Source organism: Azotobacter chroococcum (assembly GCF_004339665.1).
Classification (GTDB): domain Bacteria; phylum Pseudomonadota; class Gammaproteobacteria; order Pseudomonadales; family Pseudomonadaceae; genus Azotobacter; species Azotobacter chroococcum.
On record NZ_SMMU01000008.1, the window covers coordinates 146,590 to 163,805 of the forward strand.

Here is a 17,216-nt window from a genome sequence, read left to right on the forward strand (position 1 = left end):
CGCTACGCCCGCTCCTCCCTCCTCTCCTCCTGCACGGCCTGGCGCGCCGGCGCCTGGTCGGCCGGCCCGGGCTCGCTCACCCAGTCGCAGAGCAGGCTGTAGGCCACCGCCAGCAGGGTCGGGCCGAGGAACAGGCCCATGAAGCCGAAGGCGTAGATGCCGCCGAACACCCCGAGCAGCACCACCACCAGCGGCAGGTTGCCGCCGCGGCTGATCAGGTAGGGCTTGAGCACGTTGTCCACGCCGCTGATCACGAACATGCCCCAGATGCCGAGGAAGATCGCGTAGCCGTAGTCGCCCTGCCAGGCCAGCCAGGCGGTGGCCGGCATCCAGGCCAGCGGCGGTCCCATGGGAATCAGGCTGAGCGCGAAGGTGAGCAGGCCGAGCAGCATCGCCCCGGGCACCCCGGCGATCCAGAAGCCGATCAGCGCCAGCAGCCCCTGGGCCGCGGCGGTGCCGATCACCCCGTTGACCACCCGCTGCACGGTGGCGGCGACCAGTTCCAGGTAGTGCTCGGCGCGCTCGCCGATCAGCCGTTCCAGCAGGCTCTGCACGAAGCGCTCCAGGCGCGGTCCGTCGCGGTAGAAGAAGAACACCAGCACCAGGCTCAGCACCAGCTCCAGCATGCCGCCGGCGAGCTTGGCGCTGCGCGCCAGCAACCAGTTGCCGACCTGGCCGAGGTACGGCTTGAGGGTGGCGAACAGCACCAGGCCCTGCTGATCGACGGCGCGCCAGAGATCGACCAGCTCGTCGCCGATCATCGGCAGTCCGGCCAGCCACTCCGGCGGCGGCGGCAGGCCTTCGAGGCGCAGGGTGTTGATCAGCCCGGTGAGCTCGCGGATGTAGTCCACCAGGTTGAAGCCGAACATCAGCAGCGGCACCGCCACCAGAACCACCCAGCCGGCGGTCAGCAGGCCGGCCGCCACCGACTCGCGCCCGTTCAGCCATCCCGTCAGCAGGCGCATCAGCGGCCAGCTGGCGAAGGCCAGCACGGCGGCCCAGAACAGCGCCGAGGCGAACGGCAGCAGCACCCACAGGCAGGCGCCCAGCAATGCCACCAGCAGGAACAGCACCAGCAAACGATCGTTGTTGGACATTCGGGTTCGCAACTCCATCGGAAAGGCGGCGGAAGGCTCGACTATAGAGACATTCTGCGCAAGGCGAATGGCAGGAAAGGCGCCGGGCGACAGCCCGGCGCTCACGGCAGCCGGTTCAGGCGCAGCCCGGCGACGGCCGCCTCGTCCAGCTCCAGGCGCGCGGCGCGCACGCCACGCTCGATGAGCGCAGCGCGCCAGGCCGGCGCCTGCGCACCGGCCAGGGCGACCCGCAGGGTGCTGTCGAGCATCAGGCTGCGGGCCAGCAGCTCGGCCCAGGCCGCGCCGGGCTCGCCGCTCAGGCCAGGCAGCAGCAGCTGGCCGTCGGCGCGCAGCTGGCGCAGCAGGGTGGCCGGGGCCGGCAGCAGCTCGCCCAGTTCGCCGGCGGCGTCGAGCTGCTCGACGTGCAGGTAGTCCCGGCGGTTGCCGCGGGTGATCGCGTACAACGCCAGCAGGCTGTCGCGGCGCGGCGCGGCCAGACGCAGCAGCGCGTAGGCCTGGCGCTCGTCCGGGCCGTACAGGTGGGCGTTGCCGAACACCGCATTGGCCCACAGGCTGCTGGAGCCGCATTCGCGCCCCTCGCACCAGTAGAGCAGCTCGGCGCCCTGCCCGAGCAGCGCCGTGCGGGCCTGGGCAAAGGCCTCCGCGGCGACATGCCCGGCGGGCAGCCGGTAGGTCGCCGCGGTCAGCGCACCCTCGGCCGACACCTCGCGCTCGTAGCGCAGCTGGCCGCTGATCCGCCGGACGCTCCCCAGGGGATAGGTCCGCTCCGCCTCGACCTGGCGAAAATCGACGATCTCGGTGTGGGGGAAGCGCGGCAGCACCTCGAGGTCGTGGCTGCCCGGCAGATCGGCGGCCAACAGGGAACTGCCGGCCAGTGCCAGGCAGCAGAATATGGTCAGACGCATCCGGCTCCTCGAAAGCTCGACTCGAACGGGGCCGCGGGGCCGGACTGGCAAGGCCTTCCGCCATGGCGCCCCGGGTTGCGGCCACTCTCCCGGCCAGCCTCCGGCAAGTCAAGGCACGGGAAAGAAGGCTTTGAAACAGTCTGCTACAGCCTGGGCACCGGCCTCGTCGTCCAGGTGCAGATGATGCCCGCCGGGCAGCTCGTGCACCTCGAAGGATAGCTCCTTCAGCAGCGCCGCCACCGGCGGCCGCCCGGCCAGCAGTCCTTGGCGGGCCAGCACCAGGCTGACCGGACAGCGTACGGCGCGGACGAAGGCCTCGGCCTGGGCCGGGTCCAGACGCAGCGCATAGGGCAGCCGCAGGCGGCTGTCGGCCCGCCAGGTGTAGCCGCCGGGCACCGGCATCAGGCCGCGCTCGGCGAGCCGTTCAGCGGCCTCGCGGCTCAGCGCGGCGACCCCGTGCATGCGCGCCTGCACCGCCCGCTCGATACTCTCGTAGACCGGCTTGCGCTTGCCGGCCAGCGCCAGATGCCCGCGCAGGGCATCGCCAAGCTGCAGCGGAGCCTCGGCGGCCTCGCGGGTGATCGGCATGCCGCCATCGATCAGCGCCAGCCGCTCGATCCGCTCCGGCAGCGCGCCGGCCAGCAGCACGGCGACGATGCCACCCATCGAGTGGCCGAGCAGGGAGAAGCGCTGCCAGCCGAACTGCTCGGCGACCTGCAGCACGTCGAAGGCATGCTCCCAGTGGCTGTAGCCCAGACCGGCCGGACGGTGGGCGGAATGGCCGTGGCCGGCGAAGTCCAGGGCGACGATGCGCAGCCCCGGCAGGCGCGGCGCCAGGCGGGCGAAGCTCATGGCGTTGTCCAGCCAGCCGTGCAGGGCCAGCACCGGCTGGCCGTCCTCCGGTCCGTAGAGGTGGGCGGCCAGTTCGATATGGGGCAGATTGAGGCGAACCTCTTCGAAATGCAGGGTCATGGAGAGTCCTTGGCGCCAGGGTGCAGGAGCCGCAGCATAACGGATGCCGGCCCCGCGCTAGACTGGAGCGACAACGCCAAGGTGAAGAGGCCATGTCCCACGACGCCATTTCCCCGGAACTGACCGCCCGGCGCCTGGAGGCGCTGCACGAGGAGGGCTTCGTGCTGCTGCCCGGCGTGCTGGATGCCGGGCAGATCGCCGAGCTGCGCGGCGCCATCGACCGCCTGGAGCCCGAGCACTGGGACTACACCGGGCTGGTCGACCACTACAAGTGCGTCTTCAACCGTTCACCGATGTGGCTGCCCTACCTCGACCTGCCGGGGGTGATCGAACTGGCCGAGGCCGCGCTCGGCGCCGACTGCCACGTGATCGGCCAGACCGCCTGGCGCAGCCATCCGGGCTTCATCGGCGCCGACCTGCACCTGGACTACCTGGTCATGGAACTGCCGCCGGCCCTGCTCGCCGACCCGGCCTTCCGGCTGCCCATGCAGATCGGCACGGCGCATCTCTATCTCGATGCGATCGACGCGGACCTCTGCCCGACCCTGGTGATCCCCGGCAGTCACCGCGCCGGCCGCCCGCCCCGCCCGGACGAGAACCAGTGGCAGGGCCGCGCGCCCGAGCCGGTGCTGTGCCGGGCCGGCGACGTGCTGTTCTTTCGCAGCGAACTGTGGCATGCCGGCAGCCGCAACCGCACGCAGGACCGCACGCGCTACCTGCTGCAGGTGCACTACGGGAGGCGGATGGTGGCACAGAAGTTCTCGCCCTATCTGTACTGGCGCTTCGACCCGGCGGTGCTGGCCGCCTGCAGCGCACGCCAGCGGCGCCTGCTGGGCGAGCATGCGCCGGCAGAATACGACTGAGGGAGCGCCAGCAGCCGACCTTTACTCACAAAGATTGTGGGTGCAACGGTGGATAACATTGGCATTCCGGGCTACAGGCCGCATGGAGCCTGGCCCGCAGTCAAACCGTACAGTTTTTGTCCAGCCGTGGCGCCGCGACCCGCCCTCCTCGCCCGTCCACAGACGGCTGGCCGCAGGATATCGTTTCGGAAAACGAAGCCGCGTTTCTCAACAAAAAGCGGGGAAAAGGCGGTGGATAAGGCCGGGATGAGCGGGCCGGATGCCGAGCCCGTGCGGGCTGCGGTGCGCTGCACAAATAATCGCCAGCCCGGCCCTGGCGCGCCTCGCTACAGCTTGCGCCGCCGCCCGGTGATCATCGACAGCGGCAGGTTCTCGTGCAGACGGACGCTCTCCACCAGCGCCGCCGCCAGATGCAGGCAGACCAGCCCGAGCAGACCATTGGCCAGCAGCTCGTGCACCTCCTCGAGCGCATCCGATCCCCAGAAGTAGTCGACCTCCTGCATCAGAAAGCCGCTCACGCCGAGGCCGAAGATGCAGGCCATCATCAGGATCATCACCAGCGCGCCCAGCGGCGAATGGCCGAGCCGGTGATAGGGGCGCCCGCTTCTCAGCGCCTGCAGGTGCTCGGTCAGGCGCGCGCGGGTCGGCCAGAAATCCGCCCAGCGCGCCGCCGGCGAGCCGATGAAACCCCACAGCGCCCGGACGGGCAGCCAGGCCAGTGCGTAGTAGCCCAGCCAGACGTGCCAGAACTCGCCCTCCTCGGTGAAGAAGTAGTTGGCGACGAACACGCCGGCCAGCGACCAGTGGAACAGGCGCACCAGCGGGTCCCAGAGGCGCAGGGTTTCATTGCCCATGGATCAGTCCTCGATCTCTTCCTTGACCGGCCTGCCGCTCACCGGATCGAAGTAGATCTCGACCTTGCGCTGGTCCTTGTCGTAACCATAGATCTCGTAGCAGTTGCCGTCGGTGACCTTGAACTTCTTGATCTCGTAGCCCTGGGCCTTGAGCTGCTCCTGGAACTTGGCCTGGTCCTGCCACTGGGCCTTGTCGGTCTCGGTGCACTGGGGGCCGGCGAGGGCCAGCGGACTGGCCAGGGCGAGGCCCAGCAGAACGATCTTGCGCATGATGAACAACCTCGTGTGGGGGAATGGTGTTAGGGTCTGTTGACGTTTTGGCGTGAGCCGCGTTGCCGCGCCAAATGCCGCCAGGCAAGGCGCGGGTCGCCGGCAATGGTCATTCCCTTGCCAAGACCCGCAACGCCGCATGGCGGCATTTGCCGCGCAACCCGCAGGGACGGGGCCCGTTTGGCGCAGCACGGCGTCGCTCGTCGTTCATTTGGAATGACCAAACTTCTCTCCTCGTTCCTTGTTCTGCGCCAAACGGGCCGCCGTCGCGGCCTACGCCAAAACGTCAACAGACCCTATGGCGACTCTGCGCCGGCCGGCTTAACACAGCCTTAACGATAGCCAGCCAGGATGACGCCGGGCCGCCGCGACGAGATTCGAGCCTCAGCCAAATACGCCAAGCGCCTTCACCGAGGCGGCGGCAGGACGAACGGGCAATTTGCCGCAAGCAGCTGCGCGGCAGGTCTTGCCCCGGATCATCCGGCGCGGCGGGCGGCAGCCGGAAGATTCCCGTAGAAGATGGCGCCGGGCGCAGCATCACTGCCCGGCGACAGCAGAGGAGAAGACCATGCAAGTCATCGTGCAACCGATCGCCAAACCCCAGGGCCACTGGACGGTACGACTGGGCGCGCTCGCCGTGCCGTTTCGCAACGAACGCGAGGCCCGCCAGTTCGCCAGCCGTCTGGAGAGCCGCCTGCAGGCGCCGCATCCCTGGCCGGGACGCCGCGGCTGAGGACGCCGCTCAGCGCTTCCGGGTATCCAGCTGACCGCTGTACCAGGCGAGCACCGTCGCGACCAGCGCGCAGAGGCCGATCACCTGGGCCATGGGCAGCGCGCTGCCGTCGTGCAGCGCGCCGACCAGCGCCGCGGCCAGCGCCGCCACGCAGAACTGCAGGCTGCCCATCAGCGCCGAGGCGCTGCCGGCCTGGCTGCCCTGCGCCGCCAGGGCACAGGCGGCAGCGTTGGGCATGATCGCCCCGAGACTGGCGATGCAGACGAACAGCGGCAGCAGCAGCGGCCACAGCGCGACGGGACGCGCCATCGCCACCAGCAGCAGGAGCAGCGCGCTGCCGGCATGCAGCCAAACCACCCGGCGCAGCCAGAATCCCGGGCCGCGCCAGCGCAGCACGCGGGCGTTGAGCTGGGAGACCAGGATGAAGCCCGCCGCATTGCTGCCGAACAGCCAGCCGTAGTGCTCCTCCGGCACGCCATAGAGCTCGATGAAGAGGAACGGCGAGCCGGCGATGTAGGCGAACATCCCGGCCATGGCCACCCCGCCGGCCAGGCTGAAAGTCAGGAACTCCCGGTCGCGCAGCAGTCTGGCGTAGTGCCGGAAGCCGTCGCCGAAGGATGGCCGCGGCGCATCGGCGGTCAGGGTTTCCGGCAGGCGCAGGGCCACCGCCAGGCCGGTCAGCGCGCCGAACAGGGTCAGGCAGACGAAGATCGACCGCCAGCCAAACGCCTGGAGCAGCAGCCCGCCGGCCAGGGGCGCGAGGATCGGCGCCAGGCCCATCACCAGCATCAGCCGGGAGAACACCTTCGCCGTGGTCAGCGGATCGCACAGGTCGCGCACCACGGTGCGCGCCACCACCATCCCGGCGCAGCCGCCGAGGGCCTGGGCGACGCGCGCCACGATCAGTTGCTCGAGGCTGCCGGCCAGGGCGCAGGCCAGCGACGCCAGGCTGAACAACGCAACCCCGAAGAGCAGCGGCAGACGCCGGCCGAAGCGGTCGGCCAGCGGCCCGTAGGCCAGCTGGCCGATGGTCATGCCGATGAAATAGGCCGCCAGGGACAGCTGGACCCGCTCCACATCGGTGCCGAAGGTGTTCGCCAGGGCCGGGAAGGCGGGCAGGTAGAAATCGATGGCCAGCGGCCCGAAGGCCGTGAGGGCGCCGAGGATCAGCAGCAGGGGCAGGGTCATGATGGCATGGCTCCCTCCGCGGCGAGGGCGGCCACGGAATGCATGGAGGAGAACGGAAGGCGGACGATGCAACGGCATCCACCGAAGACGTCCGGCGATGTTTTACATACCGATTCGCTTGTAAACAAGGTGTAAACGCGGCGCTCCGGGCAGATAAAGGGCGGTAGACTCAGGATTCCAAGGGCGCGCGGTCGGCAGGATTCTCTCGATCTGCGCGGAGCCGCCGGCCAAACCAATGACCGGATTTCATCACCGCCAACCATTCAGAACACGATATGCGTCGAACCAAGGCTGATGCCGAAAAGACCCGCGAAAACATCCTCGCCACCGCCGAGCAATTGTTTCTGCGCAACGGCGTGGCCCATACCAGCCTCGAGCAGGTCGCCCGCGCCAGTGGCGTAACGCGGGGCGCGGTCTACTGGCACTTCCAGAACAAGAGCCATCTGCTCGACGAAATGCTCAACCAGGTCCGTCCGCGCCGGGAGCAGCTCGCCGAGCGGCTGAACGCCCCCACGGCCGGGCATCCCCTGCAGAACCTGCGCGACCTCTTCGTGGAACTCATGGCCGGCCTGGCCGGCAACGAGCAGAAGCGCAACCTCCTGACCATCCTGCTGCTGCGCTGCGAGTTCACCGACGAACTGAGCGATGCGCGGGAACGCCACACCGACTTCATCAACCACTTCATTGCCCTCAGCGAGGAGCAGTTCGAGCGCGGGCGGGCGCGCCTGCGCCCCGGCATCAGTCCGCGCCTGGCGGCACGCCTGCTGCATGCCACCCTGATCGGCATGCTCAGCGACCGGCTGCGCGATCCCGGGCTGTTCGATACCCTGGCCGAGGCGCCGGCGATGATCGACACCCTGTTCAGCGGCCTGCTCGTCGACTGGCAGATCGCCGAACAGCGCGCCTCCGCCTGAGGCCACGCCGCCCCTCCGCCGGGCACGGACGGGCGGCGCATGCCCGCTCAGGCCGGCGCCACCTCGTAGCCCTCCTCGCGGATCGCCGCCATCACCTGCTCGGCAGGCAACCGGCTGAGCACCTGTACCTCGCCGGTGGGCAGGTCCACCTGCACCTCGGCCGCGGCGTCCAGCGCCTGCACGGCCTGGGTGACGGCCCGCACGCAGTGACCGCAGCTCATGCCCTTCACTTGAAACTTCTGCATCGTGACGCTCCTCTGGAGTATGGTTGCCCGCAGTGTCAGGCTTGCCACCCTGACAAGGTCAAGCCTCCGGGAGGAGCCGGCGCGGCGGCCAATCGGCAGCATGCAGGGGAACACTACCGATGAACATCGGCCAAGCAGCGAAGCGCAGCGGTCTGTCCGCCAGGATGATCCGCCATTACGAGGCCATCGGCCTGATCGTCCCGGCCGGACGCGGCGACAACGGCTATCGCCGCTACGCCGAGGCCGACCTGCAGCGCCTCGCCTTCATCAAACGCGCACGGGATCTCGGTTTTTCCCTGGAGGAGGTCGGCCGGCTGCTCGATCTCTGGCAGGACCGCCAGCGCGCCAGCGCCGAGGTGAAGGCCCTGGCCAGCGCGCACATCGCGGCGCTGGAGCGCCGAATCGACGAACTCGCCAGCCTGCGCGACACGCTGCGGGAATTGGTGGAGCACTGTCGGGGGGACGAGCGCCCGGACTGCCCGATCCTCAGGGAGCTGGCGTCGGGCTGCAGCACCGGAAGCCAGGGCCCGTCCTGACGACAGGCCCTGTGCGGGGGAGGCTCCGGCCGACGGCCGGAGCGGGACTCACATCTGCGATTGCAGGTAGTTCTGCAGGCCGATGCGATCGATCAGGCCGAGCTGCTGCTCCAGCCAGTAGGCATGGTCTTCCTCGGTGTCCTTGAGCTGCGCCAGCAGGATGTTGCGGGTGACGTAGTCGCCGAGCTGCTCACAGAGAGTGATGCCGCGGGCCAGCTCGCCGCGCACGTGGTACTCCAAGGCCAGGTCGTTGCGCAGCATCTCCGGCACGGTCTGCCCCGGGTTGATCGGCTCGGGACTCATGTCCGGCGTGCCCTGGAGGAACAAAAGACGCTGCAGCAGCGCGTCGGCATGCTGGGTCTCCTCCTGCATCTCGTGATCCAGGCGCTCGTAGAGCTTGCTCAGCCCCCAGTCGGCGTACATCCGCGAGTGCAGCATGTACTGGTCGCGCGCCGCCAGCTCGCCGCGCAGCAGTCCCTTCAGATAATCGACGACTTGCGCCTGCCCCTGCATTTCAACCCCCGGTTCTCTATCGGTAAAAAAGCGCGCAAGGATCCGCATTGAGCGTCCCTTGGTCAAGTCCGGCCTCGCGCCGGGCTTTTCTCCAGCATAGCGCCAGAGGATGACCGGGAAAACCCGCACCGCAGGATTAGCGGCCGCCGGCGACCTTGAGCCGCAGCGCGCCAGCCGGCGATACTCCGGGTCCACCCCGCGGAGCCTCGCCATGCCCCTGCCGCTGGTCTACCACGACGAGTACAGCCCGCCCTTCCCGGACGGCCACCGCTTCCCCATGGAGAAGTTCCGCCTGCTGCGCGACCACCTGGTCGCCAGCGGCCTGACCAGCGACGCCGAACTGCGCCGTCCCGAGCCCTGCCCGGCGGAGATCCTCGCCCTGGCCCACGACCCGGCCTACATCGAGCGCTACTGCAGCGGCGCGCTGGGCCGCGAGGAACTGCGCCGCCTCGGCCTGCCCTGGACCCCGGCACTGGCGCGGCGCACCCTGCTGGCGGTGGGCGGCTCGCTGCTGGCCGCCGAACTGGCGCTCGAGCACGGCCTGGCCTGCCACCTGGCCGGCGGCACCCACCACGCCCACTACGACCATCCCTCGGGCTTCTGCATCTTCAACGACCTGGCGGTGATCGCCCGCTACCTGCTGGCGAACGGGCGGGTCGGCCGCGTGCTGGTCTTCGACTGCGACGTGCACCAGGGCGACGGCACCGCGCGCATCCTCGAAGACACCCCGGACGCGATCACCGTGTCGCTGCACTGCGAGCAGAACTTTCCGGCGCACAAGGCCAAAAGCGACTGGGACATCGGCCTGCCGCGCGGCATGGGCGATGCCGACTACCTGAAGGTGGTCGACGATGCGCTGAACTACCTGCTGCCGCTGTACCAGCCGGACATCGTGCTCTACGACGCCGGGGTCGACGTGCACCGGGACGACGCCCTCGGTTATCTGCAACTCAGCGATGCCGGCCTCGCCGCCCGCGACAGCGCCGTGCTGCGCCACTGCCTCGAGCGCGAAATCCCGGTGCTCGGCGTGATCGGCGGCGGCTACGACCCGGACCGTGCGGCCCTGGCGCGGCGCCACGGCATCCTCCACCACAGCGCGGCGCGCCTCTGGCGGGAGCTGGGCCTCGGCTGAACCCGCTGCGCCGCCGGCGGAGTAGAATGCGCGCCCCCTCTCCCGCCCCGGAGCCAGCATGTCCGACGTCACTTCCACTCCCGCGGTCGCCATCATCGGCGGCGGACCGGCCGGTCTGATGGCCGCCGAGGTGCTCAGCCAGGCGGGCCTGGCAGTCGAGCTGTACGAGCGCATGTCCTCGGTCGGACGCAAGTTCCTGCTCGCCGGCGTGGGCGGGATGAACATCACCCACTCGGAGGCGCGCGAGCCCTTCCTGTCCCGCTACGGCGCGCGGCGCGCGGAAATCGGCCGGCTGCTGCAGGACTTCGACGCCGAGGCGCTGCGCCAGTGGGTGCACGATCTCGGCATCGACACCTTCGTCGGCAGCTCCGGGCGGGTGTTTCCCGCCGACATGAAGGCCGCGCCGCTGCTGCGCGCCTGGCTGCGGCGCCTGCGCGAGGCCGGGGTGCATATCCATACCCGCCATCGCTGGCTCGGCTGGGCCGCCGACGGCGCCCTGCGCCTGAGCGGCCCGGAGGGCGAGCAACGCATCCGGCCTGCCGCCAGCCTGCTCGCCCTGGGTGGCGGCAGCTGGGCGCGGCTCGGCTCGGACGGCGCCTGGGTGCCGCTGCTGGCAGCGCGCGGGGTGAGCGTCGCGCCCCTGCGCCCGGCCAACTGCGGCTTCGAGGTGGCCGGCTGGAGCGCGCACCTGCGCGAGCGCTTCGCCGGCGCGCCGCTGAAGCACGTCGGCCTGCGTCTGGACGACGAGCCGGCGCGCCACGGCGAATGCGTGCTGACCGCCGGCGGCGTCGAGGGCAGCCTGGTCTATGCACTGTCGGCGGCGATCCGCGAGCGGATCGAGCGCGACGGCAGCGCCACCGTCTTCGTCGACCTGCTGCCGCAGCACGAGCCGGCCAGGGTGCTCGCCGCCCTGAGCAAGCCGCGCGGCTCGCGCTCCATGGCCAGGCACCTGCACGGTCAATTGGGGATCGACGGGGTCAAGGCCGCGCTGCTGCGCGAGCTGGCGCCGGCCGCGGTCTTCGCCGAACCGGCGCGGCTGGCCGGGCTGATCAAGGCGCTGCCGCTCGAGCTGCTGCGCCCGCGGCCGCTCGACGAGGCGATCAGCAGCGCCGGCGGGGTGCCCTTCGAGGCGCTGGACGAAAACCTGATGCTGCGCGGCGTGCCGGGAACCTTCTGCGCCGGCGAGATGCTCGACTGGGAGGCGCCCACCGGCGGCTACCTGCTCACCGCCTGCTTCGCCAGTGGCCGCGCCGCGGCCCATGGGCTGCTGCGCTGGCTGGAAACTCGCTAATTTTGCTCTTTTAAAGCACAAAGCTTCAGGTGACCGTGACCGAAAAGGTCACCTGGAGCTTGATGCTTTAAATCTCTTTCACCTCAGGCCGTAAGATTTCACCAACCACCGCTCAATATCTATACAACGAAACTGCAGCGGCTTGCAGGCGTTCTAGTATCCATGTTTTTTCCCCGATTTATATGGTCATCAATTTCCGCAGCGCAGCCGAGCATGCGTGGATAAAGGAAAATCGTGAACGCTGCAGTCTCAAGCTCTTGTTCATTGATTTCGCCACGCGCCATGGGTTGCCATACCATTTTCAGCAGAAGAGCAGCGATAACGGCATCTACATTCACACAATACACATCACGAGTTACCCCGGCCTCGTACAGAGCCTGTACCAACTCTCGATAGAAGTCGTGGAATATATTGATTTCCCCCCGACTTTCAAAGAGATCCGCCATGAATACCTCTCGAGGATCGTAATTGACTGGTTTGCCCTTGAACACCGGATGATTCACACCTGGCACTCTGGCAACTTCTACTCCGACACTTTTGCACTTGCTTTTGTAGGAGGCATACCGCTCCACTGCCTGAGCTGCCAGTGCCTTCACATTGACCTGGTATTCTTTAGCCCCGGGATCGGTCAGCCCGCTCCCTCGGAATTGATCGACCAGGAAGGCGATGCCTTCGTAACCATTACCTCCATGGGTATAGCCGCAATGAGAGAGAAAGCCGATCAGTGCCTTGTTCAGCTGCACACGCTGGGGAATCTCTGGGCCGTCAGCCGACACTGCACCTTTTGCACCCTGCGCAGAAATTGAACCGGGGCCATTAGTAAGCAATAACCCAGTCAGCGTCTGAAACGCAAAGAGATCCGCAGGACTCGGAACACGGTTCAGAAGCGCCAGGTAAGCGATTTCGGTAAGTGAGCGATCTCTAAGCAAGGATCTGTTGCTAACACCGCAGAATTCGTGCTCCTGATGTTGTGACGCGTCAGTGCTTGCTCCAATAAGCACTCCAAATAACTGAATCCACCAAGGCAGATTCTCGACCGTTACTCTAGAGATGCGTTTGCGCATCAACGCCCCCCACGCCAATGAGGTAGTAATCGCTGCCAGCACTGCGTCATAAGAAGGATGCCCTAGATTTTTCAACCATTGAACTGCAACAGGCATCACTCCGCGCTCTTCCAGCCCGACCATCAACTCTTCGGCGCGACGATCCAACTGCTCTGTCAGTAGTTCCTTAACGCGAGCCTGGTCGATACCAAGGATCTTGAAATTCCTATCGAACGGATCAGTGAGGCGGGCATCCGCCAGGCAGTCAATCAGGATTGAAACAGCAGATCGGGCACGTTCTTGCCTGCGTGGCCCAATAATTCCCAAAGCTGCTGCCAATACGGCATTAGGGGCATTCCCTGCATCTCGGCTTGCTTGTGCAGCAGCCAATTCCGGAGTTCCATAAAGATTTACAAAAGATGCAACAGCAACATTGATCAACTGTTGCTCCCGTGCGCCTCCACTTTCACGTATCAGCGCAAGGCAAACATTGCTCTCCAAAGGCTGTTGGGCAGCTTGAAGCATAGAAACGCCGTATAAGCTGCTCACTTGGCTCAGTGGATCCATTTGAGATGCGCCTGACGCGTCCTTGAGAGCCTGGCGGGGGAACACGATACCGATTTGTTTGTTAAGTTGTGTTATTTGCTCATTGTAGGGTGATACGGCCTCGACGACAGGCACCATGAGTTCAGGATGAAGACTTATACCCTGATCAGATCCAAACCACGCTTTAAGTGCCAGATTCCCCTCGGGTTCGAAATCTGGTCGAATTCCATTGGCTTTCATTACTGCCGTAAGTGCCGCGGGAATATGGGCAATGTTGGTTACTAGCGCCCCCTTGGAGGAAAAGTGTGGATCGTCAGGAGTGAACACACCGTCCACACCAAAACGCTCCATGAACCAGCGCTCTTTAGCGATCGCATCATCACTTTCACCTGCCATAGCCCCAGCATGTCCAACTGCGCGAGTCAGCTTGCTTTTCCACCGGCCCACCACGCAGGCCACCACCGGCTTGGTGAAATCGGCATCAAGCTCGTAGTAACCCCCTGGCTCGCAGTACAGGACGGCAGCTTTACTGCGCTCGTCGTTGCCCAAGGCATATGCGAACTCCGGTGCGGCATACTGGATGTAGACATCCTTGCCACTGGATATCACCGTGGAAGTTCCCCAGCCCGCCATGCGTAGATACTGGGTGATGGTGGTGGAAAATCCTCCGGAGTTCGAGAAAATGGCGATGGAGCCAGGTCGGAGTGCGTCAGCCGGATTGTCGCCGCCCAATGCCCCCCCGATGCGGACCTGGCTCCAGGAGTCAGCCACACCCAAGCCATTTGCGCCAAAGATGTCGACGCCATGTTGCTGCCCCATGGCGCGAATTTCACGGGCGTCGTGTGCTGATATTTTTTCGGTGATGATGAAGATCTTGCGGAGATCCGGATTCACCCTTATCAGTTCAGCAACGCCATCCCGCGCCGCCAAAGGCGGCAGATAGACTACCCCACAATTGAAATGGTGGCCCGCTTCCAGGCCCTCGAGGACACTGTTATAAACGGGAATGTCACCTCCCGGCGTGGACAATACCTGTCCAGCCTTGCCTGGCGCCGTACCGAATACGACGTTACCGCCCGAGTACGTATGGCTGATCGGTGTGACGACGCTCGACTCCCCTCCCAAGATATTCAACACACATACTCTATCTTCCCGCGAGGCGATCTCGCTGAGAGATGAAATACCGACGTGATACTTGAAGCTGCCGACAGAAGGTTTTTTACGATTATTCATGAAATCGACCTCACACTTCACAGGCAGGGAGACCAAGTCGACGCGCCACTTGGCCACGTCCACCCGACTTCATCCAGAGATCAGCTTTCTTCGCATAGTGAATGACTTCGCTGATATCCGAGTCGAAGCCAAAAAATCGATAAGGCAACCCCAATGCATCACAGGTATCGCGTAACGTCCCCATACCTCGGACCAGATTCGGCCCACCACGGCCCAGCACAACGTAAAGCGGCGTAGGCCCATGCTCACTAAAGTACTCGCGCAATGCATCAGCCATTGCCCGGAAAGTCTCGTAGATATCAGTATTATTGGACTTCCCACCTATAATGAACAGCACATTTGCCTGTGCCAGCCAGTGATTGAAGCAAATGCGGGCCACTTCCTTCATCTTAGAATATGGCGGATTACCACCAAAATCAGTGGAAATAATCGCATCATCCCCCAACATTTCGGTAACCAGAGAGTTGGCACCGCCGCCAAAGGTAGGGGCAAGAACAGTTCCATTGGCATTAATTACATATACGTCACTCTGCCCTTGGTGCGTACGAAGAGAATTGATTTCCTGCTCGAAGTCAGAATAATCAGCCGCAAAGACCTGAGGTGGTATGCCCAAGCGCATCCATCGAGGGTCATCACGATCAAAGCTACATTTAAAATCACAGGCGACAGGCGACAATCGTCCGTTACGATCTATCTGCATACGAATTGGATTCAGCTCCAATGTCGTCATGCCAAAGCCATGGAACAGTTCCCAAAGTTTCGGGAGCTGTTGCACCAGGGGGGAGATAACTTCTTTGGGTGCACCAATGCTCGTCAGTGCATTAGCAACGACGAACGCCTTGAGCCCAGTAAGCGGATCGAAGGGAATTACAGCGACATTCTCTTTATCTACGTCCTCGATATCTACCCCACCCAGGTGAGTCAGCGTCATGGTGGGCGCCCGAAATCGGGTGGAGTCTGTTATAGAAAAATAGATCTCATGCTCAGCCGGAACTCCAGCCTCAAACGTAACACCATTGGCCTTTACTTGCTGATGCCCACTCTCATGGCACGCAAAATAAAGGCGCTCTTTTTCCAGCAACACACTCTTGAGATCTTTGGCTTTCCCAACAAGGCCTGCCTTTCCTTTTTTACCAACACCACCTTTAAACACAGGCTTAATGAATATCTGACCATGCCGACCCAGCATCGACTTGATATCTTGCTCGGTGGCGTCAGGCCCCAACACCTCAGTTGCTGGAAAACCAACGAGCTCTAGCAATCTTGCCCCATGAAGCATGCCGGTAATTTGCATTTCAGTCCCTCACATCCTTGTTGAACAATCGATAGCGGCACCCTTTAACGCGCAGGCACTAGTCTTTTGGTGAACCTGCCTTTTTCAATCTGAACTAGACCCTACATGCTTGCAAACATAAGAAAACGTTATAGCAGCGGCAAAATCCTAATACCACCAAAGGCACTCCCCCTACTGCGCCATAAGCTCATCAACCTATTGATTTGCTAATAAATCTTACGCAAGCAAAAATAGAAAATATATTTTATATCAATAGATCATCCATTTTTATGAAACAGTAGCACTACGTTTAGCATGCGCAAGAGGAACCAAGGCGCATGTTGAAGCTCATGAGCTTCATGGTAGTCGACATAACTTTCATAAACCTTTCAGCACCTCCTTATCGACTCTCCACCTGAACGCCCCCTGAAACACCGGACACCGTTTCCCCCTCACCATAAAGGGATAGGCAAACGGTTGTGTTTATGACTACCAGCAAAGACAGACACATCGAAGTGCTCGACCAGCAGCGGCGTCGCCGCTGGAGCGTCGAGGAGACGCTCGCCATGGTTCGCGAGAGCCTGGAGCCGGGACAAAGCGTCTCGGTGGTGGACAGGCGTAACGGCATCAATCCCAACCAGCTGTTCCATTGGCGCAAGCTTTACCAGGACGGCAGCCTGTCGGCGGTCAGTGTCGGCGAAGCCGTGGTGCCCGCCTCGGAGCTGGCCGATGCCTTGAAGCAGATCCGCGAGCTGCAACGCATGCTGGGCAAGAAGATCCTGGAGGCGGAGGTTCTCAAGGAGGCCGTAGAGATCGCCCGCTCGCGAAAATGGATTGCGCACTCACCCTTGTTGCCGGGGGCGCCTGGCGAGGGGACGGCCAGTGAAGCTGGTCAGCGAAAGTCTCGGTGTGTCGCGTTCGCAACTGACGGCTCGAATCAAGCAGGCACCTGAACAACTGAAGCTTCGACGTCGGTGTACGATCGACGATGCAGCGTTGGTGGAACGGATCAGGGGGCACGGTTTCTGACTTGCCCAGTTATGGCTACCGCCGGGTGATGCGTGACCACGGGTTGCTGCTGGAGCGGCGCCCCAAGCAGCCTGGCATCGCGCGTCGCCATGACGGTCGTGTGGCGGTCGAGACGAGCAACACCCGCTGGTGCTCAGATGGCTTCGAATTTCACTGCGACGATGGCGAACGCCTGCGCGTAACCTTCGCTCTGGACTGCTGCGACCGGGAGGCCATCAGTTGGGTTGCCAGCCTCCACGGCCACAGCGATGACGATGTTCGCGATGTGATGCTCGAGGCCGTCGAGAGGCGCTTCGGCCAGACGTTGCCGGCCGCACCGATCTAAGGGTTGAGCGGCATCCGTTCGATCAACAAGGCTCGTCCATGGACGGTCAATCGGGCATTCTTATGGCTGTTCATCCGGTTCCCTGCAGGTGGGCTGATGTCTCGACAACCTCAGCTTCCCATCCGCACAGCCGGGTGAACAACCTATCGAACCTTCACACCTAGTGTTATGACACAGCTAAATCTGCGTCATGCATAATGTCGGCATGGAACATTACAGAATCATCCTCAGTCCTCAAGAAAGAGCGCGGTTGC

General features: G+C 64.4%; 16 protein-coding genes and 1 pseudogene. 7 read left to right on the top strand and 10 right to left on the bottom strand.

What is annotated here, in order from left to right; translation table 11 throughout:
- Nucleotides 1-2: 2 nt before the first annotated feature.
- The 3 genes from EV691_RS09735 to EV691_RS09745 all read right to left on the bottom strand — a co-directional run bounded on the left by EV691_RS09735 (nucleotide 3) and on the right by EV691_RS09745 (nucleotide 2,974).
- The gene (locus EV691_RS09735; protein WP_131302793.1) at nucleotides 3-1,097 is read right to left on the bottom strand and encodes an AI-2E family transporter; all 1,095 of its coding nucleotides are present in this window, start codon (nucleotides 1,095-1,097) and stop codon (nucleotides 3-5) included.
- 101 nt (nucleotides 1,098-1,198) lie between these two features.
- Complete coding sequence (locus tag EV691_RS09740; RefSeq protein WP_131302795.1) at nucleotides 1,199-2,002, bottom strand: DUF4892 domain-containing protein; 804 nt, start codon at nucleotides 2,000-2,002, stop codon at nucleotides 1,199-1,201.
- 108 nt (nucleotides 2,003-2,110) lie between these two features.
- Nucleotides 2,111-2,974 carry an alpha/beta hydrolase gene (locus EV691_RS09745; protein ID WP_039805813.1) on the bottom strand — a complete coding sequence of 288 codons (864 nt, stop codon included), beginning with the start codon at nucleotides 2,972-2,974 and terminating at the stop codon, nucleotides 2,111-2,113.
- Between the two features lie 92 nt (nucleotides 2,975-3,066).
- On the opposite strand from EV691_RS09745, the gene EV691_RS09750 reads away from it, so the two are divergent.
- Complete coding sequence (locus EV691_RS09750) at nucleotides 3,067-3,837, top strand: phytanoyl-CoA dioxygenase family protein (protein WP_131302797.1); 771 nt, start codon at nucleotides 3,067-3,069, stop codon at nucleotides 3,835-3,837.
- Between the two features lie 326 nt (nucleotides 3,838-4,163).
- Here EV691_RS09750 and EV691_RS09755 read toward each other — a convergent pair whose 3' ends face one another.
- Together EV691_RS09755 and EV691_RS09760 are read right to left on the bottom strand one after the other, a co-directional pair.
- Entirely contained in the window at nucleotides 4,164-4,691 is a 528-nt protein-coding gene (locus EV691_RS09755) for a cytochrome b/b6 domain-containing protein (protein ID WP_131302799.1), read from the bottom strand.
- A gap of 3 nt (nucleotides 4,692-4,694) precedes the next feature.
- Nucleotides 4,695-4,961 carry a PepSY domain-containing protein gene (locus tag EV691_RS09760; protein ID WP_131302801.1) on the bottom strand — a complete coding sequence of 89 codons (267 nt, stop codon included), beginning with the start codon at nucleotides 4,959-4,961 and terminating at the stop codon, nucleotides 4,695-4,697.
- Nucleotides 4,962-5,529: 568 nt separating this feature from the next.
- On the opposite strand from EV691_RS09760, the gene EV691_RS23335 reads away from it, so the two are divergent.
- On the top strand, nucleotides 5,530-5,694 hold the full coding sequence (locus EV691_RS23335) for a hypothetical protein (RefSeq protein ID WP_165496637.1): 165 nt from the start codon (nucleotides 5,530-5,532) through the stop codon (nucleotides 5,692-5,694).
- Nucleotides 5,695-5,703: 9 nt separating this feature from the next.
- Here the strand turns inward: EV691_RS23335 and EV691_RS09765 are convergent, their stop codons facing one another.
- On the bottom strand, nucleotides 5,704-6,882 hold the full coding sequence (locus EV691_RS09765) for a Bcr/CflA family multidrug efflux MFS transporter (RefSeq protein ID WP_131302803.1): 1,179 nt from the start codon (nucleotides 6,880-6,882) through the stop codon (nucleotides 5,704-5,706).
- Nucleotides 6,883-7,157: 275 nt separating this feature from the next.
- Here EV691_RS09765 and EV691_RS09770 point away from each other — a divergent pair, with 275 nt between their 5' ends.
- Nucleotides 7,158-7,796: a TetR family transcriptional regulator gene (locus EV691_RS09770; protein ID WP_039805824.1), complete on the top strand. Its 639-nt coding sequence runs from the start codon at nucleotides 7,158-7,160 to the stop codon at nucleotides 7,794-7,796.
- A 47-nt stretch (nucleotides 7,797-7,843) separates the two neighbouring features.
- On the opposite strand, the gene EV691_RS09775 is transcribed toward EV691_RS09770, so the two are convergent.
- Entirely contained in the window at nucleotides 7,844-8,041 is a 198-nt protein-coding gene (locus tag EV691_RS09775) for a heavy-metal-associated domain-containing protein (RefSeq protein WP_039805825.1), read from the bottom strand.
- A gap of 119 nt (nucleotides 8,042-8,160) precedes the next feature.
- Between EV691_RS09775 and cueR the strand changes: the two genes are divergently transcribed.
- A complete protein-coding gene (cueR, locus tag EV691_RS09780; RefSeq protein ID WP_131302805.1) occupies nucleotides 8,161-8,577 on the top strand; it encodes a Cu(I)-responsive transcriptional regulator in 417 nt (138 codons plus the stop codon).
- 48 nt (nucleotides 8,578-8,625) lie between these two features.
- Here the strand turns inward: cueR and bfr are convergent, their stop codons facing one another.
- Nucleotides 8,626-9,090, bottom strand: coding sequence for a bacterioferritin (gene bfr / locus EV691_RS09785; RefSeq protein ID WP_039805827.1), 465 nt, complete (start codon nucleotides 9,088-9,090; stop codon nucleotides 8,626-8,628).
- A 211-nt stretch (nucleotides 9,091-9,301) separates the two neighbouring features.
- Between bfr and EV691_RS09790 the strand changes: the two genes are divergently transcribed.
- Both EV691_RS09790 and EV691_RS09795 read left to right on the top strand, forming a co-directional pair.
- Nucleotides 9,302-10,222 (top strand): histone deacetylase family protein, encoded by a 921-nt coding sequence (locus tag EV691_RS09790; RefSeq protein ID WP_131302807.1) that lies wholly within the window; start codon nucleotides 9,302-9,304, stop codon nucleotides 10,220-10,222.
- 58 nt (nucleotides 10,223-10,280) lie between these two features.
- The gene (locus EV691_RS09795; RefSeq protein ID WP_131302809.1) at nucleotides 10,281-11,513 is read left to right on the top strand and encodes a TIGR03862 family flavoprotein; all 1,233 of its coding nucleotides are present in this window, start codon (nucleotides 10,281-10,283) and stop codon (nucleotides 11,511-11,513) included.
- A gap of 119 nt (nucleotides 11,514-11,632) precedes the next feature.
- Here EV691_RS09795 and EV691_RS09800 read toward each other — a convergent pair whose 3' ends face one another.
- Entirely contained in the window at nucleotides 11,633-14,335 is a 2,703-nt protein-coding gene (locus EV691_RS09800; protein ID WP_131302810.1) for a CoA-binding protein, read from the bottom strand.
- A gap of 10 nt (nucleotides 14,336-14,345) precedes the next feature.
- A complete protein-coding gene (locus EV691_RS09805) occupies nucleotides 14,346-15,629 on the bottom strand; it encodes an ATP citrate lyase citrate-binding domain-containing protein (RefSeq protein WP_131302812.1) in 1,284 nt (427 codons plus the stop codon).
- Between the two features lie 488 nt (nucleotides 15,630-16,117).
- On the opposite strand from EV691_RS09805, the pseudogene EV691_RS23875 reads away from it, so the two are divergent.
- A pseudogene (locus EV691_RS23875) lies at nucleotides 16,118-16,944 on the top strand (transposase); the annotation flags it as partial.
- Nucleotides 16,945-17,216: the final 272 nt, after the last annotated feature.